This is a genomic window from Paenibacillus ehimensis NBRC 15659, assembly GCF_004000785.1.
Lineage (GTDB): Bacteria > Bacillota > Bacilli > Paenibacillales > NBRC-103111 > Paenibacillus_G > Paenibacillus_G ehimensis.
Genome location: NZ_BILX01000003.1, coordinates 1 through 21,511 on the forward strand (window position 1 = coordinate 1; position 21,511 = coordinate 21,511).

The 21,511-nt window shown below is 49.9% G+C and carries 12 protein-coding genes and 6 pseudogenes; 3 read left to right on the forward strand and 15 right to left on the reverse strand.

The window, feature by feature from the left end; genetic code table 11:
• Positions 1-989: 989 nt before the first annotated feature.
• On the reverse strand, positions 990-1,145 hold the full coding sequence (locus tag PEH01S_RS34445) for a hypothetical protein (protein WP_164827638.1): 156 nt from the start codon (positions 1,143-1,145) through the stop codon (positions 990-992).
• Between the two features lie 54 nt (positions 1,146-1,199).
• Here PEH01S_RS34445 and PEH01S_RS02350 point away from each other — a divergent pair.
• Positions 1,200-2,233 (forward strand): annotated as a pseudogene (locus PEH01S_RS02350) (IS630 family transposase).
• An 18-nt stretch (positions 2,234-2,251) separates the two neighbouring features.
• On the opposite strand, the pseudogene PEH01S_RS02355 reads toward PEH01S_RS02350, so the two are convergent.
• From PEH01S_RS02355 to PEH01S_RS02390, 8 genes and pseudogenes are all read right to left on the reverse strand, one after another.
• Positions 2,252-2,623: pseudogene (locus tag PEH01S_RS02355) on the reverse strand (GDP-mannose 4,6-dehydratase); the annotation flags it as partial.
• A gap of 4 nt (positions 2,624-2,627) precedes the next feature.
• Positions 2,628-3,202: pseudogene (locus tag PEH01S_RS02360) on the reverse strand (sugar phosphate nucleotidyltransferase).
• Between the two features lie 237 nt (positions 3,203-3,439).
• Positions 3,440-4,033 (reverse strand): YdeI/OmpD-associated family protein, encoded by a 594-nt coding sequence (locus tag PEH01S_RS02365; protein WP_025848266.1) that lies wholly within the window; start codon positions 4,031-4,033, stop codon positions 3,440-3,442.
• Between the two features lie 139 nt (positions 4,034-4,172).
• Positions 4,173-4,592: an SRPBCC family protein gene (locus PEH01S_RS02370; RefSeq protein ID WP_025848264.1), complete on the reverse strand. Its 420-nt coding sequence runs from the start codon at positions 4,590-4,592 to the stop codon at positions 4,173-4,175.
• Positions 4,589-4,918 carry an ArsR/SmtB family transcription factor gene (locus tag PEH01S_RS02375; RefSeq protein WP_025848263.1) on the reverse strand — a complete coding sequence of 110 codons (330 nt, stop codon included), beginning with the start codon at positions 4,916-4,918 and terminating at the stop codon, positions 4,589-4,591. The genes PEH01S_RS02370 and PEH01S_RS02375 overlap by 4 nt, the downstream gene beginning before the upstream one ends.
• 77 nt (positions 4,919-4,995) lie before the next feature.
• Positions 4,996-5,184 (reverse strand): DoxX family protein, encoded by a 189-nt coding sequence (locus PEH01S_RS02380; RefSeq protein ID WP_246062770.1) that lies wholly within the window; start codon positions 5,182-5,184, stop codon positions 4,996-4,998.
• Positions 5,185-5,544: 360 nt separating this feature from the next.
• Positions 5,545-6,490 (reverse strand): annotated as a pseudogene (locus PEH01S_RS02385) (3'-5' exoribonuclease YhaM family protein).
• A gap of 412 nt (positions 6,491-6,902) precedes the next feature.
• Positions 6,903-8,642, reverse strand: coding sequence for a hypothetical protein (locus tag PEH01S_RS02390; RefSeq protein WP_127483817.1), 1,740 nt, complete (start codon positions 8,640-8,642; stop codon positions 6,903-6,905).
• Positions 8,643-9,056: 414 nt separating this feature from the next.
• Here PEH01S_RS02390 and PEH01S_RS02395 point away from each other — a divergent pair, with 414 nt between their 5' ends.
• Positions 9,057-9,464 (forward strand): hypothetical protein, encoded by a 408-nt coding sequence (locus PEH01S_RS02395; RefSeq protein WP_127483818.1) that lies wholly within the window; start codon positions 9,057-9,059, stop codon positions 9,462-9,464.
• Positions 9,465-10,008: 544 nt separating this feature from the next.
• Here PEH01S_RS02395 and PEH01S_RS02400 read toward each other — a convergent pair.
• Positions 10,009-10,896, reverse strand: a complete 888-nt coding sequence (locus PEH01S_RS02400) for a LysR family transcriptional regulator (RefSeq protein WP_025848258.1) — start codon at positions 10,894-10,896, stop codon at positions 10,009-10,011.
• Between the two features lie 114 nt (positions 10,897-11,010).
• On the opposite strand from PEH01S_RS02400, the gene PEH01S_RS02405 reads away from it, so the two are divergent.
• On the forward strand, positions 11,011-12,396 hold the full coding sequence (locus tag PEH01S_RS02405; protein WP_127483819.1) for an MFS transporter: 1,386 nt from the start codon (positions 11,011-11,013) through the stop codon (positions 12,394-12,396).
• Between the two features lie 78 nt (positions 12,397-12,474).
• Here PEH01S_RS02405 and PEH01S_RS02410 read toward each other — a convergent pair whose 3' ends face one another.
• The 5 genes and pseudogenes from PEH01S_RS02410 to PEH01S_RS02420 all read right to left on the reverse strand — a co-directional run.
• The gene (locus PEH01S_RS02410; RefSeq protein ID WP_164827640.1) at positions 12,475-13,698 is read right to left on the reverse strand and encodes a cytochrome P450; all 1,224 of its coding nucleotides are present in this window, start codon (positions 13,696-13,698) and stop codon (positions 12,475-12,477) included.
• 37 nt (positions 13,699-13,735) lie between these two features.
• A complete protein-coding gene (locus PEH01S_RS02415) occupies positions 13,736-14,251 on the reverse strand; it encodes an isoprenylcysteine carboxylmethyltransferase family protein (protein WP_025848255.1) in 516 nt (171 codons plus the stop codon).
• 25 nt (positions 14,252-14,276) lie between these two features.
• On the reverse strand, positions 14,277-14,489 hold the full coding sequence (locus tag PEH01S_RS36075; RefSeq protein ID WP_407669411.1) for an acyl carrier protein: 213 nt from the start codon (positions 14,487-14,489) through the stop codon (positions 14,277-14,279).
• Between the two features lie 84 nt (positions 14,490-14,573).
• Positions 14,574-16,883 (reverse strand): annotated as a pseudogene (locus tag PEH01S_RS36080) (beta-ketoacyl synthase N-terminal-like domain-containing protein); the annotation flags it as partial.
• Positions 16,884-17,243: 360 nt separating this feature from the next.
• A pseudogene (locus PEH01S_RS02420) lies at positions 17,244-21,509 on the reverse strand (SDR family NAD(P)-dependent oxidoreductase); the annotation flags it as partial.
• Positions 21,510-21,511: the final 2 nt, after the last annotated feature.

Genomic DNA, 21,511 nt, shown 5'->3' on the forward strand with positions numbered 1-21,511 from the left:
TCAAGGGCCTCAAGGACCCCAAGGGCCGCTATAAGGCGAAATTGGCGAACCCGGGCCGCAAGGACCTTCATTTAGAACAGATAAGTTCCGCCAATATGAACTGGCTGTCGAGGGCTTCTCTCGACAGCCTCTTTTTTAATCTATAACTCGGAAACTGTAAAAAAGCGAGGGATATATCGTGTTCAATCCTATATCTTCATCACCGAACGTTGCGGAAAAAGAGAATTTGCGATAGGGCTCTACCAAATGGTGTTTGGGAGAATGTTGGAAATTTTCGCGCGCGGCATACCCGGCACCGTTCACTTTGAGCCTTTTCAAAATTTCGGGTACAACCGAAGCTATTCGGTTTCGCTGGCAAAACGATCTTGCCAGAGGTCGATTATCTGCTCCTGCCTGATCAGAATATCTACCGTTCCCGGCTGCGTGGTGATTGTCTCGGAAACGAAAAAAGAATCGGTGGAACAACGTCCACCATTGGCAAGACAAGGACATTCCATTGCCCGAGAATGACGCTCCATTTGTAGATTATCGCGTTTATAAGTTCCTGCAGGACTATGAGATTGTTCTTTGCGCTTTTCACATTGACCGTAAACGGTTATTGGGCCATAAAGCCGCTCCTGGCTACAATCGGTCACGGAGCATTTGCTAGCCCATATCGCCCGGTCTGCCGACATTATTGCCAACTATTACTGCCAGCTGCTTCCTAAAACAACAAAAAGGCAGATAACAGCCTGCCTTTGTAGATAACGCAGAATCAGTATCGCTTAGTGTACGGACCCTGTCTATCGGGGCGCGCCCCGCGATCGTCCCGCTCACCGCCTGCATGCTCGTTACATCCAACTGGAACCGGGTGAACGCGTCGATGTCATCCTCCCCCAGCATGGTTGGTCTGACAGTAAGTCCCATCCAGTATACTTTGCCACTATGCCGCGAGGCTCACGTACCATTGCGGTTTGCAGAATGCCGTGTTCAAACCGGTATGCGGGATTCTACCCGGGGTGCGAGCGAATTTTACCCGAATCGACCGCATAACGCCGGTCATCCTCCAACCGGTCGGGGACAAACTCGATCAGCGAGGCCGGCTTGCCCAGCTCCTGCAAAATGCGGTGAACGAGTTCTATATAAGTTGAACTTTTAACATTCATAGCCGCGAGAATCGGGTAATGGTTTAGAAAAGGACCAGCCCGGAGGCGATAATCATGAATCGACGTGATGAAATTCAGAATCTGAATGAAGCCATGAGAGAAGCAACAAACGCTTATACGAACGTTATTTGGCTGTTCGGCTTTATTTAGAGGGACATACGTTCACGGAAATAGGTACGCTCCTTAATCGTGCTTATCAAACCATTAGTCGGTATTGGACTACCTACAGGAAAAACGGACTCGAAGGACTAGAACTTGATCATTCTCCTGGCAAACCAGTAAAGCTAACGGATGTGCAATTGGATGAACTTGCGAACACCGTTGAAAAAAAGCAACCGGCTGATGTTGGTTTTGAAGCTCATTACACCTGGACCCTGCAGCTTATTGCGGACTGGATTGAACGAGAATTTAAGCAACGGTATACCCAAAAAGGCGTTTCAAAGCTGTTACAACGTCTCGGATTCAGCTATACGAAAGCGACGTACACACTGGCGAATGCAAGTGCCGAGGAACAGGAAGAATTTCGCACCAACACGTTCCCTGCGCTCAAAAAACAGCTTCTTGAAGGGGAAATCGATCATCTATTGTTTGAAGATGAAGCCATGATACGAGCCTACCAAGCGCTTCAGTATAACTGGTTCCGCAAAGGGCAGCAGCGAAAGATCATCACGACAGGCAAGCATGAAGGTGCGAAGTTATTTGCAGCAATCAACTATGAGACCGGCCACATTACGCATCGAGAAGAAGAACAATGTGATGTGAATGCTTTCTTGCGTTTTCTCGGCGATATCCTTGAGGAATACCCCGAAGGGAAAATCTTCATGGTTCTCGATAACAGCCGCATCCATCATGCCTCCCAACTCAAGCCGTTTCTTGACAAGCATAAACGGCTACACTTAGTATTCCTTCCGAAATATAGCCCTAAGCTAAATCTGACAGAAGGCCTGTGGAAGTGGGTTCGCCAGGATGTCATCAATAATGTCTACTTCAAAAAGTTTTACCGTATTCGATTGCACGTTTCAAAATTCATGAAACGGTTAAATGCATCCCCTCAGAAGGTCATAGACCGCCTTCTTGTAAGGTTATAATCTTTAGTTCAACTTATATAGGTTCATTTTTTCGTTGCTACCCCCGCCGTAGTATACCTCCCTGCCTCAATCACCCTCTCGACCGAGGCACAGTGGTCGTATACATGCAGCCAATCGCGCACATTCAGGCCGTCGCCGTATACGGGCTAATCTCGGAGAGCCCAGGGATGAGGGTCGGAATCAGCTTCTCCGGAAACTGGAAAGGTCCGTAGTTATTCGAGCAGCGGGTAACGATCACGGGGAACCGGACGTTTCGAAATACGCGCGGGCAAGCAGATCCGCCCCCGCTTTACTTGCCGAGTAAGGACTGCTGGGCTCAAGCAGCAGCGTCGTCTCCGTAAAGAGCCCCTCCGGCCCAAGCGTATCGTACACCTCGTCGGTGGAAACTTGAGCCTTATGGCGTGACCTCCTCTTCCATTCTTTGGGCGGCCTCCCTGAACGAAAGGTGGGTTCCCGCATCGATCCACCATCCGCTCAGAATGCCATAGGAGAGCATACCGCGGGCCGCATACATATTGTTTACGTCCGTAATTTCCATTTCGCCTCTCGCCGAAGGCTGGACCGTTCGAATGATATCAAACCCCGGCGTCGTACATGTAGATGCCAGTTACGCAATAGGACGATTCCGGCAATTCCGGCTTCTCCTCAATGACCGGCACTCCGTACCTCCGCCCAGGCAAGAGCTTGAGCGATGCCTCCCGGCTCTTCCTGCACTTTAAACGAGATACGGACGTTCCACTCTCGGCCGTTGCCGATATAGTCCATAAACAACCCGCCGAAGTGTTTTCCTGTAACGAGTAAAATATCGCGGATTCCCGCCTCGGCTAATTTGGAAATTGCATAATGAATCATCGGGGATTGCTGCGCCGTAATTACTAATGTATGTTTTCTTATTGGAGAAACTAGATATAAAATGATGACCTTGGCCGTCGAGCCGGATCGTGATATGCCGCGCGAACAAAATGACATCAATTGGAAACGTATGTTCGTGCCCGTATCGATAGCCAAGCGATCTTGCCGACAAAGCGAGTGTAGACAGACACAGCGCAGGAGTTGTCAACCCACTGCGCGGCGCCAGAGGAGGTCCCGAATCCGGGCAGTATGGTCGCAAAAAATGCAGCAAACCCGGCCTAGGATGCGGTTTAAAGTCATTGAACTAACGTCTCCGTTTTTATGTGAGACTAAAGTTTGATTCATTCGAATATCCTAATCATTTAATCCCTTTCCATTGAGAATATGCGGCAAATATTTTTCAATCCTTGATTCACGGGTTTTGGATTGTTTGGGTTGAGAAAAATGAAGAATGTACGCTCTTTGCCTTCCCGGCGTCAATGCTTCAAAAGCAGTCTTCAAGTCAGGGATTTCAACGAATTTGTTATGTAATTCTTCAGGAATGATGTATTCCGCATTCTTTTTATAGTTCACTTGCAAACCGGCTTTTTCGATTTCAATGGCTTCATCAATATAAGCTTTCAAGATAAGTTGCATATCATCTATTTCTTGAACATTGGTGAACCGGATCTGGCGAGCTGCCTGTACATTCTCCGTTTGTTGGATGAGGATCCCATGGGGGTCTTTTAACAAGGCACCTTTGTGAAACAGAAGCGCGCAGTATTCTTTAAATCCATGTATTAAAACGATGTTTTTATTCTGAAACGTGTAACAAGGATGCATCCACTTAAATTCTTCGATTAGCTCACAGTCAAGAACAATCGTTCGCAACATCTCGAATTCTTCCTTCCACTTTTTAGCCTTACTAAAAAATGGGTCAATTTTAGGATTTCTTTCACCTTTTGTCATCAAGAAACACCCCTCTTCAAATTTTCGATCAGCTGACAGTCAAGAATGATCACTCTTTGATCGTATCCATACTTGTACAAAAGAGCAAACGGCTAAGTCCAATACCGAGCCGTTTGCTTTGTTTTGGAACCGAATGCGGTTATTGTTCCAACACCTTCTCAAGCTCGCCGCACCATTTACCCCAGCCATACTTAGCGCCTGCGAGTGCTTGTTCATTTGAGATTCCGGTTTGTTCGAGATGAAGGTTAACCTTTCCGTCCCCTAAATCCTGGAGCGTCCAGGTGACCGTGTGCTTCTCTCCGCTAGCCCAAGTATAGGACAACCGGTTTGGTTCCTCTACGATAAGCACTTCGCCTTCAATAATCCCATTCCAATATTCGGTCGGCTGAGTGCGAAACTGAAAACGGTGTCCTACGACGGGCTTAAAATCATTCTCCATCGGCTGACCGGTGTGGATGTTGGCCACCCACTTGGCAAGCTTGCTTGAATCGGTTAAGGCGGACCAAAGCTTCTCGATCGATGTCGTAAACTGAAAATCCAAGGATAATGTTAAACTCATTGTTCTTCCTCCTCTAATAGTTGTTTTAAGCGCAACATATTCGAACTCCAGAACTTGCTGTAGAAAGCCACCCAATCTTGAATTTCTTTGAGTGGGGAAGCGTTTAGCCTAAATCGCGTTTCTCTGCCGACTTTTCGGTCAAATACCAATCCGGCCTCTTTAAGAATTGTCAAATGCTTGGATACCGCCGTACGGCCCATTTGAAACTGCGCCGTTAACTCATGAAGCGGCAGCTCCTCTGCCTCTGACAACATACGAATCAGTCGGCGCCTAGTTGGATCTGCAATCGCGTCAAACACATCCCGCAACTGGTTGTTCTCGCTCATAGCACCCCCACCAAAATATTATTTTCTGTATTAGACATCAATAGTATACGAGGGCAGCCGTTAATTTCACCACCTCCTTAAAGTTTACGGCTCTTCGGACGCAGCACCCACTTGACGAGAGCTAGGATTGCAAAACCAAAAGCGCTCCAAATAGGGTGCAGATAAACCCCGTAGTCTCCCACGAATAGATGTGATGCAGCTGAGCCCGTCATATCAACGAAAATCCCTGCGTATGCCCATTCTTTAAGCCGCGGAAAACCCGGCATTAGGATGGCTATCGCCCAAGCACTTTCCAAATCCCGAGAATGATCAGAAAGTATACCGGATACCCTAATATCTTCACCGTTTCAAGTGTCCCCCATGTTTCTCCTCATAATTGTTGATTCGAGTGAAACTTATTCATGCAGCAGCAAAAATTGCAAAATCCCAATTCCCAATTGGACTCCATTTGGTGTCCATTTGATTATAGGACACCATTCGGTGTCTAGTCAACAATATTTTAAAGCATCTCATGAAAACCGTCAGTCAGCTAAGTGTGCCAATGCCAATTGTCTCAGACTACATGCTAAAAAGCCTCGACACGATAATGCCGAAGCTGTATGATCATGAATCAGTTTTAAAATCGTTTATTTTCTCCTCCGGTAAATTTGTTTATTCTCAATGATCTTCAGCGGCTGCGTCCATTCCTCCGAATCAGGCATCGAATCTAACGCATCCTCGACAGCCTGAAGCTTTGCATCTAGCGTATCGATATAATGCAACGCTACTGCCTCAGGAATTTGTGGCTGCACCGGGCTGCCCCATTCCCCGAGATTGAACCAAGTGTTGGAGTAGCACGATTTTCTCACACGAAATATCCATTCCCAAAGCAATAGCGGCTTCAATAATCCAGTTTGCCGCTAATGAAATATGTCCCAGCAGCTTCCCTTTAAAGCTATAATCCGTCACAATCCCGAGTTCTGCATTCATCTCCTCAGGTTTCGCAATGTCGTGCAGTATAATGCCGGCTTTGATTAGGTCGAGATTAAGGAATGGACGCTGCTTTGCCACAAATTCACCGAGCTCAAGCATCCGACAAATATGATAAGCCAGCCCCGCATAGTAAGCGTGATGCATTCCCTTGGCAGCCGGATAATGCATAAGCCTCTCTTCTACCTTGCAGATACAGAACTCCACCACGCCTCTAATTTCGCTGTCCTGAATGCTTGCTGAAGTTTGCTTGATCATATGTACCAGATCTACCGGTTGAATCGGTGCTGATCTGATAAAGTCCGTCAGCGTATACCCATCCTCTTCAGTTGCCTTCCGAATTCGGTTAATCTTCATCTGAGGCTTTTCACGATACATTTGAACAAGTCCCTGCACCTTTACCAGCATCATCGGGAAGTATGTCTCTTTATCGACAGGAGAAACATCCCAGAGCTTCGCTGGGATTTCTCCGCTAGTATCAGCCAAGACAATATCAAAATAATCTTTCGGAGGTGTTGAATTGGTTTGCTTTATATCGGCTTTCTTCAGCAAATAAAACCCGATGATTTCGTCGCCCTCAGTAAAAGTTTTAATCAAAGTCACTGGATTGTCGCTCCTTACAATGTGGTTTATGAGTTATTCGACAACCTACGCCCTATTGCCTTCTAGAATAGGAGGAGTCGTAAAGCCACTTTCGGCAAACCAGCATTATTGACAAGAATATCAACGGTTAATTCCAGTTTTTCATCTTCCTCTGCTACACTATCAGCAGCATTTGCACCAGAAAGATCAACTGTGATAGGGTACCGGATGAAGCTCCCGTTACCCAAAGGAGAAGTTTTGCAAACTAGAACTTAAGATACCAGCATGTTTAAGAATCTTTAAATGATGAGATTCGGAACCCCTACCCTATCCTATTCATTACAACAGCGTAGCAAAAAGAGCGAGCGCTCGTGCAACTGACCACGAACCTCGCTCTTTTCTTTGGCTATATCGATGGCTATTTTGCAAGCTATTAGGCGAACCGGGTTCGGGTCAACCTATATTTAAAGCCTGCTGTGGTATTGGCCAGATATTCGCTAACAATCCAATCGTCATGACCTTGCCAGGTCTGCCCTAACGCCTGACCAAGCTGGAGCTCGTCGGGTGAAAAAAAGTCTATCGATTCCTCAAATTGCGGCAAAAATTGAGGTGTTGCCGGTTCCGTATCGGAATCGGAAAAGTCCACTTCCTCGTCGCTTGCAAAAAAATGCTGCTGAGGCAAATCGTCCGGATCGATTTTGTTTTCGTCGGTATATTCACCCCAACCGCCGGCATCTTCTTTTTCACTGTACACCGGGGCGTATTGATCGAATACGGCGGCCTTTAGAGGCTTGCGGTCCTTGGAAGCGGAGGCATAATATTTTTTGCCCGGAATGTCCAGCCCGCCTATGGTCGTACCGGAGTCTGAAGTAAGCTCATTGACCTCGAAATATACCCCTTTCTCTTTCCGGGTCGGCGTCTCGAATTGTGTGCGTCTGCCATGCTGCCCTACATCATACTGCTCCGGACTCATGGCGGATGGAATAGTTCCGCTTGGGAGCGGTTCCTGTTCTTGGTCGGTTGTGCGAATATTTTTGCTTTTGCTCGCTTTAAAAACTTGCTTTTGGCCCGACCCCAAGATCAATCTTGTTTTCTCGCTTGGTTTCGTGATGGTATCTTCATAGGCTTGTTGATGGCCACGGGTCGCTTGAGGCTTTTTCTTGGTTTTCTTTTTCTTGTAGTGACTGCTCCGATCCGTAAGGTTCATACTGGTAGGTCCGACGGAATCTTCAGCAAAATCTTCCAGTGTTGCTCCTCCATATTCCGATTTACGCTTGCCGGAAGGGCGGCTCTTGATATCGGTATCGGTGAAGCTGGAGACCGGGTTGGAACCGACGTGGGCGGTCCAGTGAACTTTACCGCTTTTTTTCTCCTCAATGACGGTTAACGACATTTCGTCCAGTTCCTGTTCCTGGGATGCGGTGAGATCCTTGCTCCGGAACAGTTCATATTGATCGGTCATCGGGTTCTTGGTCCATTGCACTGATTTTTCATCCAGGCCTTTCTGGGACATGGGATAAAAGACAGGCAGCATTCCCTTGTTTTCAGGCTTGTTGAAATGGGGATTATTGGTGACGGGGCCGATTTTCTTGTGCTTTCGGTAGAAAGCTGTCCGGTTTTTCCTCCGCTTGGCTTTTTCCAGATTTTTGGGGTCTATGGCCGTGATTTTCGGCGCTTTGCCAGGATCGGTGTCTCCGCCAACATGCGCATAAAAAGAAGCCTGATCCGGATAGTCGTAAGTCTGGGTGCGATCCTGATGCTGGTTCCGGACTTTTGTTTGTTGATCGGGGGGAAGGTTTTTGAAATCATCGTCCTCCTCGTCCAGCTCGGCAAGCGCTCCTTTATACGTTACGAGTCTTTGAATGGTGTCCGTCCGCGCTGCATTGAGAGGAGATGCACCGGGGTTGTCTGCATGATGGGCGTGCAGGGGCTGGGAAGCGCCGTTGCGATGCCCTTCTGTCGCAGCCTTCAATAGCTGTGCAGTGTGCCGGTTGCCGAAGGTTCGCTGCAGGTAAGCGACATCCCGCGTCAAGGAAGAACCGGAGGAAAGCATGACCTTTTGCTGTATGGAGTGAAGGTCGATGGATTGCCCGATGGTTTTGCTCCGATCATTCCCGGCGTTGTTCTTTTGTTTTGACCTCGGATCGGTATCTGTGGACGGTAGCTTCTTCACGAAAGGCACGCCCTTCCTTAATAGTGGACTTCATGTTATTCCCATTTTATCAAAAAACAAAGAGGAGTCCAGCACTAAAGAGATGCGCGAACGGTCACCGGAGGGGCGTGAAAAACAAATAAGGCCAGGAAACATCTCCTGACCAGGGACGAGCCCCGGATCCGGACAAACTTCGTATCTCGAGCGGCGCGCAGCTGCACGGGTTTATTTTAAAGCAAGTGCATATTCAGATTATCTTGGGAATAAAATCGTATCGGTTCGAACAATCGAAAAAGTGCAATTATGGATAGATACGGAGAAGTGCGGAAGGGGTGCCTATGGGGTGCGGTCTTTTGCCCATGCAGGCCAGGGTAAGGTTAGAGTTTGGGAGGGATATTGCCTTCGCTAGTTAAAAACTTGAAAGGAGATGTAAAAATGGCGGTGATGCTTGAAGTAACACTCATCGGAATTTCTTATGGCCACAACTTGGATGGAGGACCATTAGAAATCTCTGGTCATCTTTATGCAAAAACATTGTATCAAAACCAGATGGAAAAAGAATCTTTTAATATGTTTTCGACAGATACACCTGTCACAATAGGCGTTGGAGAGATGCATAGAATAGGGTCAACGGCGAGAGTTGCTATTTCACGTGATCAACCTACAATATTTGCCAGGTATATAAGACTTGGAGGTTACTTAAGCATCGGAAGCCCCAGACATATAGATATAGACTATGTTTATTATGGAGATCTTCAACATTTTAGAGTTATTTTTCCGAATCAAGACGTTAGTAAATCTGTTGTAGCTCAATATTCGATTAGATGGTTACATCCGATTTGACAGATAAGAATATCCCGCGCGCGCACGACGACGATTATATGTTTGTTACATTTGATATGATAAAAAAACCACCTTATACATGGTGGATTTTTTTATGTTTGTTCCAATTTTGTTTACTTCTACCATCCGCAAGACCATAGACAGTCTTCATGTGTCGCTCCCGATCTTATGCATGCTTGATAACAAGGATCATTTTCCCAAGCCAGTGGTGCTGTCGCTGCTGCTTGACTTAGACCATAAGATGCAGGTGTGTATGCTGTTGGCACTAAGTACGGATTGTACCCGTAGTCAGGTCTTGGCGGGAAATTTAATCTGCATGCATCATGACATTCCTGATAAGTGCCTGGATTAGGCGGACTTTGGCAGAACGTCATACATTCATAATATTCAGGTGGATATTGACGATCATACAAACACAATCACTCCTTATCTTACTCTTAGTTTTAAGGTATTATATTGGGCTGCATACCTTTTGGGTAATTGTCCATGCATAATTGGGTAGTTGCCTAACCGACAAGAGTAAGCAAAAAAGTCTACCCTCATGTTAAAGGGTCTGTTTGGATATCGCCGCGAAATATTCTACAACGACCTCGCGGAATTCCAGAGCAGCCCGCGAAATGTACCGACTCTTGTGCCGTAATAAAGCAATCTCCCGTACCAATTCGTGTTCCTCTACTTGAAGATAATGGATATGTTCCCGTGAATTCATTGCCGTGCTTGGTATGAAGCCAATACCAATGCCGGCTTCCACAAAAGCGCTTAGCCTGGCAGGTTCATTTCCCTCATACACATAGTTAGGCGCAAATCCAACCGACTTGCATACGGAGTCTACTAAATCACGAGTGCGGTAGCCTTTCTTTACGCCGACAAACCATTCATCCTTAAGTTCTGTCAAAGATACGCTGCTGCGGCCGGCCAGCCGATGCCCCTTTGGAACAGCGACAAGGATCGGGTCGATGAACACGATTTGACATTCAATGTCATCCCCTTGTATTGGAGGTGAGGACAAGCAGAAATCTACCTCTCCACGGTGAAGAAGCGCAACCATTTCCTGCGTGGTCAGCATTTGCACATGAAATTGGATATGGGGATGCTTTTTGCGAAACTCTCGAAGGATATTGGGCAGCGTGCTTGCGTTGGTCACCGCCAATTCGATTATGCCATGCTCCGGGCTGGACAAATCGCTAAGCTCCTGCTTCCCCTGTTCCAATTCAAACAAAGCCCTTTCCGCACGGCGAAGGAATCGGCTTCCGAACTCATTCAATCGCAGATTCCTCCCTGTTCGATCGAATAAAGGAACCCCCAGATCCTCCTCCAGGCGTTGAATCGTTTTGCTCAGCGACGATTGCGTAACGTGCAGGCTTCGTGCAGCTTCGGTCACATGTTCCAATCGAGCTACCGCGATAAAATATTGCAATTGAAGAAGTTCCATTCCATCCTCTCCATTCATTCCTCCGAGTCAATAAAATCATAACATGAAATGCGTTGGAGTAAATAGCTTATTTCAAGTACGATATCATTAAAACGCTCTGGGGGGAACTCAAAAATGAATGCCCGTAGCTGGTGGTTGATGCTTTCCGTAGGACTGGGGATACTCTTGAACCCATTAAATTCTTCGATGGTTTCTGTTGCTATTCCAAGGTTGCAAAATGTGTTCCAACTTGACTTTACCGTGGTTTCCTGGATTATTTTTTCTTTCTACATTGCGAGTGCTATCGCTCAACCCGTCATGGGAAAGGCCAGTGATTTATTCGGTCGCAAGAAGATATTTCTTACCGGGCTTTTGGTAGCCTTCATTGCCTCATTATTGGCTCCACTATCACCAAACTTTGAGTGGCTCATCGTGTTCCGTATTGTGCAATCCATCGGAACAAGCATGATGGTTGGAGTTGGAATGGCCATTGTGCGCATTCAGATTACGGAGAAGCAAGCGACTGCGCTGTCTGTCTTGTCCATATTCCTATCCGGAGCGGCAGCCATTGGCCCCTTTATCGGCGGGGTGTTGATTCACTGGCGGGATTGGCATGCTATCTTTTTCGTCAATATTCCATTTGTGGCAGCGAGCTTTCTATTAGCTTGGAGGACAATTCCTAAGGACGAGCCGCCAACATCCGTTGCAAGCAACATGTCCTTTCGTAAATGGATGAATAGGATTGATGCGCCAGGTATCCTGCTTTTCACAGTGGGCCTGATTGCCCTGCTCGTTGGATTGCTGTCAGCAAAATCTTCCGGGCATATCTCATTAAGATATGTCATTGTGGGGCTGATAGGCCTCATGCTGCTTTTGGCTTTCGTACGACATGAGTTAAAAACGACGTCACCCTTTATTCCTTTGCGCACATTCGCCAAATATCCTGCGATGACTTGGGTCAATATCGAATTCATGCTCGTTAACGTTCTTTTTTACTCGCTCTTTTTCGGGCTTCCGTCCTACCTGCAAACAGTTCGTCATGTCAGCGAATTCCATACAGGGATTCTTATGTTAAGCTTAGGCTTATGCTCGCTCGTTGCTTCTCCATTGGCAGGACGATGGATCGAGAAATCAGGCCCTCGACCGGCATTGTTATTGTCCGCCATGTTAATGACATTGGGGTCGGTGTGGATCGTGACATTGAATCAAACTTCGCCGGTTATCAGTGTGTGTTTGACTTTAGCAGCTTTCGGAATTAGCAACGGGTTGAACAGTGTCGGTATGCAAGCGGCCTTGTTCAAAAGTTCGCCAAAAGAAATAATCGGTGTAGTATCCGGAATATTTAATACATCGAGAAACCTGGGGGCCATTCTCTCTTCATTGTTGATAGGCATCGTCATGGGAGGTAAGTTCAGCTTCGAGGGATTTCGATGGCTCGGGATGATCCTCACGGTCTTTGCTTTGTCCTTGCTTTTCATGAGCTGGCGTCGCCGGGAATCGGGGCAAATGGAAGAGTCCTAAACAGGACAACCTTCAACCGGCATAGGGAGACGGGGATTTCCCAAGCCCCGCCTCCCGCCTTTAACTCAATGAAAGAGCTCAGTTCGCCTCTTTTAACTCATGGAGCTGTCCAAGCTGCACCGGCAAGCTTCTCAGGCCGTATACGTTGCTGGACGCCATGTCGATCCGATAAAGCGGATCAACGGCCATATCCGGGTAAGCTTGAATCAGCGCAGTGAGTGCGGCTTTGGCCTCCAGACGGGAGAGCTGGGAGCCTAAACAAACGTGTATGCCTTTGCCGAAGGCAAGATGCTTATTGTTCCGCCTGTCAAGGATAAGTTCATCCGCACGTTCAAAATGCTCCTCATCCCGGTTCGCGGAACCGATCCAGTACACGATATAGTCGCCCGGCTTCAATTTTTTGCCGCCGATCTCCGTTTCCTGAATGACTTTGCGGACGGATCTTTGAAACGGCGAGCGGTAACGCAGCACTTCTTCAATGCCGGAAGGAATGAATTCAGGCTGCTTGTACAATGTCCCGAACAAACGGTGCTCATGAAAGCTGTAGATGGCGCTCGTTATGAGGCTTGTCGTCGTTTCATTGCCGGCGATCAGGAGAAAGACGCAGTTGGAAAGCAGTTCTTCGGAGGAGAGCTTATATCCGTCCTCCTCGGCCTGAATCAAGTCGGAAATGATATCGTCAGCAGGCTGGCTTCGTTTCACTTCAATAATTTCCTGAAAATATGACACGAGCTTTGCGCTGGCCTGCACCTGTTTCTCATATACCCGCATGTACTCTTCAGGCGTATTTTCCTGCGGCGCCAACGTCAGCGCACTGCACCATTCTTTGAACTGCGCGCGATCCGAAGAAGGGACGCCCAGCAGTTCCGATATGACAATCATCGGTAGAGGCACGGCAAAATCGTGCACGATATCGATCCTGCTGCGATCGCGAATAGACGCCATTAACTCCGCTACGATGGAATCGATGCGCGGACTCCAGGATGTCATCGCATTCGGTGTAAAGGCTCTGCTGATCAAGGAGCGGGTAATCGTATGTTTGGGCTGATCAAGCCCCATCAAGGTTCCCTTCAAAATATCGGGAATGAGCACGGCGTTGGAGAAGTAATCTTTATCCTCTGCGACTCTTTTCACATCATCATACTTGAATACGCTCCATACATCCTGCCCTTCATCATAATGCACCGGGGAATGTTCCCTCATGTTTTTGTACCAGCCGAAAGGTTCGAATTTCTCTTCATCGGTAGTAAACCCTGTAACTTGATTCAGATCGGGGAAGCTTTCTCTTGTTTTCATTGTCATCTTCATTCCTCTCTTCATGGGGGATTTTGTCACGAACTTAATACTGCCGAAATGTCTCCTTCATCACTTTCTCTTCCAGTGCGATGCGGTTGAACAGCGTGAGCAGATGCAGCACAAACAATGGCGTAAACACGATCCATGCTTGGGAAATGAGCGCGAATGCGATCAGTTCCGGTATGATGTTCATGTAATAATTCGGATGGCGGATGTGTTTGAAAAGCGGGCTTTGCACAAGCTGATGATCCTTGGCGATATACAGCTTAAACGTCCAGAACGGGCCAAGTGTGCGAATAACGTAAACCAAGCTGGCCATGGAGAACGCATACACAATCAGTCCGACGATCGTCAGCACGTTAAATTGAACGTCATTTATAAAAGCAAATACGATGCAGCTCAAATAAATGAAGCCTTGCACAATAATTAACAGCTTGCTGTTGGTTGTTCCGTACTCAGTCCCCCCGCTGGCCTTGATCCGCTTCTCGTTGCGGGCGGAAATGAGAGCTGAGGGAACGCGAAGCAAGCATATGGCAAGCAATATAAAACCGATGATCATGCAGTCAGCTCCTTTTGGAATGAAATCAATGGCTCGGAACGGTCAGTATATCGATGATGTCGCCGATCGTACCGCACGCCGCAATATCGGACGGATTGACGGACGGTCCGAACTTCGTTTGCAGCCGCTGCAGCAGTTGCAGCATTAAGATGGAACTCATACCGTATTGGGATAACGGAGCCTGCAACTTGAGCTCATCCGGTTGTACTCCCAGCAAGTCGGCAATGATATGCAGCACCTCATGCTCAGAATACTCGGCATGCTCAGGCTCGAACCCGGATTGAGCGGAACCGTTTACTGCCGGTTCATTTTCGGGCTGTCCTGCTCCTCTCTTCTCCCCGCTCGCCAAACTGGCGGTATCGGCGGAATAGGATTGGCGCCGATTTCCGATCCAACAGCTCTCCTTGCAGAACGGGTAAGTCGGAAGACTTATTCGCTGCGGTCTTGATTCACCGTAAATCACCTCCCAATCCACATCGAGTCCTTTCACCCACAGCTCCAGCAATTTATTGTACTTGCGCCGTTTGATCCATTGCTCTACCGCTTCCATCAATTCTTCATCCGCTTTAAATAGGGCTATCATTCCTTTGTTTTGCTGCACGAGGCCTTCATGCGCCTCTGCTGCTTCCGAGCCGTGCTCCAAATAAATCTCCAGCTTATTGGCCAGCTCTCCGATGGAAGAGGCGATGAAGCCCGCACGCGCCTCCATCGCTTCCCGTCCTGTCTGAAGCGTGTAGGCGATCCTGGCCAATTGTTCGTCCGTATAATCGCGCTTGCGGAGCTCATTCAACAATTGTCTTGCCTGTTCTTGCAAGCGCTCTTTCGTTTTGGCCGACAGCACAATAACCGCTGGGTTTTGCGGCGACACTACGAACGTATCCGATGGTTGGGCAGCGTCCCGCGGAATATATTCCTCCAATATGACATGCGCGTTGGATCCGCCAAATCCGAAGGAGCTGACTCCCGCCCTTCTGGGCATATCGTAGCCGTCCCGATTTTTAAGAGCGGTCCATTCACGTGTTTCCCGGACGATGTAGAACGGGCTGCCTTCGAGCTGGATATAAGGATTGAGCTTGTCGGCATGCAGACTTTTTACGAGCTTCCTGTGCTTCATCTGCAGAAGTACTTTGATAACTCCGGCAATGCCGGCGGCCATTTCCAAATGACCGATATTCGTCTTTACCGAGCCGATGCCGCAATAGGCAGGCCCCGTCTGCGCGGCGCTGTTCAGGGAACCGAACTGCTGAAGCTGCCGGAATGCCGATTTAAGCGCGTTGATCTCGATCGGATCGCCAAGCGGCGTGCCGGTGCCGTGTGCTTCGATGAAACTGACCGTCGCCGGATCGATATTGGCTTTGGCATACGCGGTTTTTAGCAGGGCCGTCTGCGCCTTTGGATTCGGGGCGGTGAGCGAGCTTGCTTTGCCTCCGTGGTTTACGCCGGTGCCGCGGATGATGCCGTAAATATGATCCCCGGCAAGCTCGGCATCCTTAAGCTTCTTCAGGACGATCATGCCGACTCCTTCGCCGCGCGCGTAACCGTCCGCTTGTTCCGAAAATGCCTTGCATCTGCCGTCCTTGCTCAGCATGCCTGCTTTATTCAAGCTGATATGCGCTTCGAGCGATAAAATGGTGTTCACGCCACCTGCCACCGCCGTATCGCAATCGCCGGAACGGATCGCCGCGACAGCTCGGTGAATTGCGACAAGCGAGCTTGAACAAGAAGTTTCAATCGGTTCGCTGGGCCCGTGCACATTCAAGAAATGGCTCATTCGGTTCGGGCCGACCGACGGCACGGTTGCCGTAATCGAATAGGCTTCAAGCGCTTCATTAGATTGGGCCATCAGTACGTTATAACCGCTGCTGCCGGTGCCAATGAACAACCCCATATCGGTGCCGGACAGGCTTGAAGCCGAGTAACCCGCATCCTCGATCGCTTTCCATATATACATCATCAGCAAACGCTGCTGCGGGTCCATAAGATCGGCTTCCCGCGGCGATATGCCGAAAAACAGCGGATCGAACTTGTCGATGTCGGTTATAAATCCGCCCCATTTGACGTTTGTTTTCCGCCGCTCCTGATGCGGATCCCCGTAATGCGCCTCCCAATCCCAACGGTCCTTGGGCACTTCGGACATGCAGTCTTTGCCGCCGACAAGATTATCCCAGAACTGATCCACATCCTCCGCCATCGGGAATCTGGCACTCATGCCGATAATCGCGATAGGTTCATTTTGTGCCGGAGCGTAATCGGATAGAGGAACGGCTGCCTGTGCCGCCGAATGCGAGCCAACGTTTGGCCGGTCGGAAGGAGGTCGGTTGAACGCGTTCAGCGGCCTCGCTGCGGGTGCCGTTGCCAATGCTGTTGCCGGAACCGCCAATACATCGCTCAGCTTATTTGGATACTCTTGCACGAGGTACTCGGCAAGCTGGAGAACGGTAGTTCGCTCGAAAAACAATGCCGGCGTAAGCTCCAGCCCGTATGCCCGATTCATTTGGTTCGCCAGTTCCGTAAACAGGATGGAATCGAAACCGTACTCACTCAGCTCGACAGCCGCATCGATTTCCGACGGTTTGACCTTCAGCATTTTGGCCGCCATCTGCGTTACGGACGACCGGATTTTTTCCGCCAACCTGTCAGTATCGGTTTCGCCAGCTTGACAAACAGCCGCACGTTCCGACCCCGGCTCGTTGTCGCCGGGTGTTGATTCTCCTGCCCCGGAATGTGTAAGATCGTCGGGGACCCAATAGCTGTTCCGGGCAAAAGGATACGTCGGGGCGTGCAGCAGCTTTGGCTTGACATCCCCATACAAGCTGTTCCAGTCTACAGACATTCCCTCCTCCCATAATTGCGCAATACGTTCAAGATCCCCAGCGCTGGCCAGATCGCGAATCAACGCTTCCGCATCATGCCGATCCGTGCCCGAATGAATAGCCGTTAACGGGACGGAAGCGTTGCCGGAAGCCCTCTTCCGCCCGGTTTCCAAATAAAGCTTGAGCTGCTCGACCAGATCACGAACGTCCGCAGCTATAAAAGCGGCTCTGCAGGTCATGGCGTTCCGCCCGGTTTGGAACGTGTAAGCGATATCGGCTAGCCGGAGTTCCTGATGGGGATTGGACAAATATTGCATGAGCTTGAGTATATACTGCCTAAGCCTCTCATCATTTTTAGCCGACAATGGAACGATCCCCGCTATCGCGCTGAATAATGATTCCGGCTCAGGCTGCGCCGGCGGAACATATTCTTCCATGACGAGATGGGCGTTGCTGCCGTTTGCGCCAAAGGAGCTGATGCCCGCGCGGAGCGGAATCTCCCACTTTTGCCCGTTTGCAAGCATAACTTTTCTTCTCCAGGCTTTATTGCCGCGCTCTACATAAAAGGAAGTGGACTCAAAAGGAATAAACGGGTTGAGCTCTTCCGCATGCAAGGAAGGAAATATTTCTTTGTGCCTGAATTGCAGCAGCAATTTGGTCAAGCCGGCTATGCCCGCCGCCGCCTCCAAATGCCCGATGCTGGACTTGACGGAGCCGATGGCGCACGTTTGCTTATCGGCGCCTGCCGCTCCATAAACGCGCTCAAGCCCCTGCAGCTCAATCGGATCGCCTAAAGACGTGCCGGTTCCATGCGCTTCAATATAGCCAATGGTTCTGGGATCGATATGGGCTGCGGCCAATGCACTTGCAATAACTTCAGACTGGGTGACAGGATCGGGAACCGTAGCTCCGGAAGTTCGCCCGGTATGGTTCAGAGCCGAACCTTTGATCACGGCATAAATCGGGTATCCATGTTTTTCCGCTTCGGCCACCGTCGTTATAAGGACCGCTCCTACCCCTTCGCCCGGCACATAGCCATCGCCGCCCTTCCCGAAGCTGCGGCACTTCCCTTCCGTCGATAGGAACTTTGCTTGTTTAAGGAACACATATTTATGGGGATGCGTCACCAGGTTGACTCCCCCGGCAATGGCATAACGGCACTCCCCCCGCCTGATGCTTTCGCAAGCCAGATGAATGGCCGTCAACGACGACGAGCACATGCTGTCTACTGCCATGGACGGGCCGTGAAAATTCAAATGGTAAGACACCATATTCGGAATGGACGCCGCATTGACGCCGAACGCTGCAGGCGCGCCGCGCTGCGACAGCTCTGCGCTGAAGAGCTCGTAGTGGCTCCAGAACACCCCTGCAAATACGCCCACGCTCCTCCTGCCTGACGGCGCATCGTCATGGCGATTCCGGTCAATGAGGAAACCGGCGTCTTCACATGCTTCCCATGCGGTCTGTAAAAATAATCTCGACTGCGGGTCCATCATCTCCGCTTGATAAGGCGAAATATGAAAAAACAAAGGATCAAAGTCGTCAATCCGGTTCAAAAATCCGCCGTACTTGTAGTAATCGTCGATGTTATAGGGCAGGCGTTGATTTTGCCACCTTTCCTTGGGAATGCCCGCGATACAATCTTTGCCCTCCTTCAGATTGCGATAAAACTCGTCCAGATTATCGGCTTTGGGATAGCGACCCGCAACGCCAATGACGGCGATATCTTCTCCATCCGGCTCCTGATGAAGCATATTCTCTCGGCTTGACTCCTTAGAAACCGATACCGCCTGCTCCCCCGTTTCATTGGCATCCGGTTCCTCAAGCAACAAGTTTGCCCGCAAATGTTCGCGGATGAGATTGTCTTCCCCGTAAAGTACGGTCAATTGCGGCTTATCTTGAGACAGGATGCGATCAAGCAGCTGCATCCCTTCTTCTGTGGGCAGCAGAGTCAATCCCGAAGAAACATACATCGCCCGCCGCAGCTTTTCATCGATCCGCATGCCGCCTTCCGCCCACAGCGGCCAGTTTATCGTATAAGTTCGCCCCGAACGGCGGCCCTTATTTACATTCTCGTTGCGCTGCAGCACCATGCGGTCCATGCAGGCGTTTGCTCCCGCGTAGTCGGATTGCCCCCGATTGCCGAGCACGGCCGATACGGAGGAGAAAGCGACAAAAAAGCCCAGCTCTTCGCTTTGCAGGGCCTGATCCAAATTCCACATCCCCTGGATTTTGGGCAGCAGCACGTCGTTCAAATCAGAGGCTAATTTGTGTGCGATCAGTTGATCGTTGACGGTGCCTGCACAGTGAAATACCCCTTCAATCCGGCCCCACTGCGCTCTGAGGAAGTTTATGGCCTGCTCAAGCTCGCCAAATTTTGTAATATCCGCTTGCACATAGACGGCTTCCGATCCTTTTTCGCGAATCCGTTCAAGCTTTTGCTCGATAGCCGCATCGTAGCCGGATCTGCCGATCAAGGCAAGCTTGGCCTTCGTTTGTCCGGCAATATGGTGCGCAAGCCTATACCCTAGCCCCCCCGTTCCGCCCGTAATGATGTACACGCCGCCCGGTTGATACGGCGACTGGTACGGTGTCTGGCGAGGCAACGCTGAAAACGCCGTTTCCTTCAGCCGGCGAACGCAGCGCTGCAATAGGTCTCCTCTATACCAAATACTGGCCGTGCCTGCTGAACGTGACAAGGCTTCGCGCTCGATCACCCCGGCTGCCTGCTCGCACGCAGCCGGACCGGACAAGTCCAATTTGATGATCTGGGCGCATAGTTTGGGATATTCCAGAACCGCAGTTCTCAGCAGGCCCTCAAGCCCGAAGACATCCCCCTCCCGCTCGTCGGCGTCCGCGACGATTTGCAGCAGCAGCCCTTCGTGATGCAAATGAAGCTGTTGTTGAACCAGGGTGAACATGGCTGCGAATTTTTGCCGGTACTCCGCCGTCGCATCCGGCATGCCGGATGGAAGCGCAACGACGTGACTGACGCCCGGGAGCTGCTCGATTCGGGATTTCCAACCCGCGGATTCGTTGTATAGCACCACGATACGAGGAAGGTTCACCGATCCTTTCGCTAGACATCGCTCATTCGGTTCGGCCTGCACCCATACCGGCTCATAGATAAGCGGACGCACTTGCTTCGGGACATGGGGTTGATTTTCCGTTCCCTTTACAGGAGGAGCCTCGCTGCGAACAGGACATGGATCGGATGAACTCGGGGCGGCGGCGTCCCGAAAAGCATGCTCCCAGTTCGTCCGCAAATATTGTGTCAACTTCTCAACCGTTGAATACTCGAACAGCAGCGTCGGATATAGAGACGCCCGTACTTTTCGCTCCAGCAGCTTCACGAATTCCAACAGCTGGATCGAATCCAGTCCGAGCTCATAAAAACCGGCTTGATGGTCGATCCGTTCGGCGGATGTGTTCAGCACGCTAGCGATTTCCCGCTTAAGAAACGCTGCGATCGCGGCTTCGACATCATCGTCGTCGGCGTTTTCCGGTCTCGCCGCCTGGCGGAGCTCCGCCCTGGCTGCATTCGGACCGGGCTGCGGCGCGGCTTCGATCAGGCCGGTAATCAGCTGCGGCCGGCGGATGCGCTTCGCTTTCAAATTGCTGAATTCGGCCAGCACTTTCCCTTCTTCATTGCAGATGGCAATACTGCGGGAAATCATATCCGCGTCGGTCGACATGTCGCTTTCCGTCTGTTCTGTATACGTGTAAATTTGGGCCGGCAGCTTGTCGTAAACGACAAATCTTTCAATTGTAAACGGGATATAGGGGGTATCCACCGCCACCTCCTGAGACGCATTCCGAGCCATCCTGAAAGACGTTCCGGCGAAGGTAGACCCGTCAAGCAGCGCAGCGTGAGCATAAAATTTATCGAGATGCCGCTCCGCCAGGCTGCTTAATTGCAGCTCCATCCATTCATGCCGCCCTTGCCGGTAAACGGTTCCGAGCGTCTTCATAAACGCAAAGTGCTCAATGTCGGCTTTACGGGCAAAAGCGTATACCTCATCCATATCCCACCGCTTGTCCGCCTGCCGGTTTAAAGCCGGAATGCCGGGCCGCCGCTCCGCTTCCGTTCCGTACAGCATATAGAGCTGACATTCCATATTAACTACAACCGCTGCATCCGTATCCGCGTTTTTATCGGACAGCACTTTGCGGCTTGAGACTGTAATCTCCGTGTAGTCTTCAAACTGCGTGAACGCTGCATAAATATCGATGTCGAACTGTTCGGAAGTGACGATAGGCTGCTTGAAGACGACGTTTCTCAGTTCGATGGCCTGCGTTCGCAGCGAGCTGGCGCTGAGCCTGTACACCATATCCAGCAGGACGACGCCCGGAAGTGTGCAGATGCCGTGGACACGATGGTGTTGCACGAAATAGTCGCTGTGGCGTAGCCGCTGTACAAAAGTGTCTGTTGTCGGCAGCTTCATGC

Bases quoted from the DNA above. Each gene is read 5' to 3' on its own strand.
- PEH01S_RS02405 (WP_127483819.1), top strand. From the start codon at position 11,011: ATGAATGCCCGTAGCTGGTGGTTGATGCTTTCCGTAGGACTGGGGATA.
- PEH01S_RS02400 (WP_025848258.1), bottom strand. From the start codon at position 10,896: ATGGAACTTCTTCAATTGCAATATTTTATCGCGGTAGCTCGATTGGAA.
- PEH01S_RS02375 (WP_025848263.1), bottom strand. From the start codon at position 4,918: ATGAGCGAGAACAACCAGTTGCGGGATGTGTTTGACGCGATTGCAGAT.
- PEH01S_RS02370 (WP_025848264.1), bottom strand. From the start codon at position 4,592: ATGAGTTTAACATTATCCTTGGATTTTCAGTTTACGACATCGATCGAG.
- PEH01S_RS02395 (WP_127483818.1), top strand. From the start codon at position 9,057: ATGGCGGTGATGCTTGAAGTAACACTCATCGGAATTTCTTATGGCCAC.
- PEH01S_RS34445 (WP_164827638.1), bottom strand. From the start codon at position 1,145: ATGAATGTTAAAAGTTCAACTTATATAGAACTCGTTCACCGCATTTTG.
- PEH01S_RS02365 (WP_025848266.1), bottom strand. From the start codon at position 4,033: ATGACAAAAGGTGAAAGAAATCCTAAAATTGACCCATTTTTTAGTAAG.
- PEH01S_RS02410 (WP_164827640.1), bottom strand. From the start codon at position 13,698: ATGACAATGAAAACAAGAGAAAGCTTCCCCGATCTGAATCAAGTTACA.
- PEH01S_RS02380 (WP_246062770.1), bottom strand. From the start codon at position 5,184: ATGCCGGGTTTTCCGCGGCTTAAAGAATGGGCATACGCAGGGATTTTC.
- PEH01S_RS02415 (WP_025848255.1), bottom strand. From the start codon at position 14,251: ATGATCATCGGTTTTATATTGCTTGCCATATGCTTGCTTCGCGTTCCC.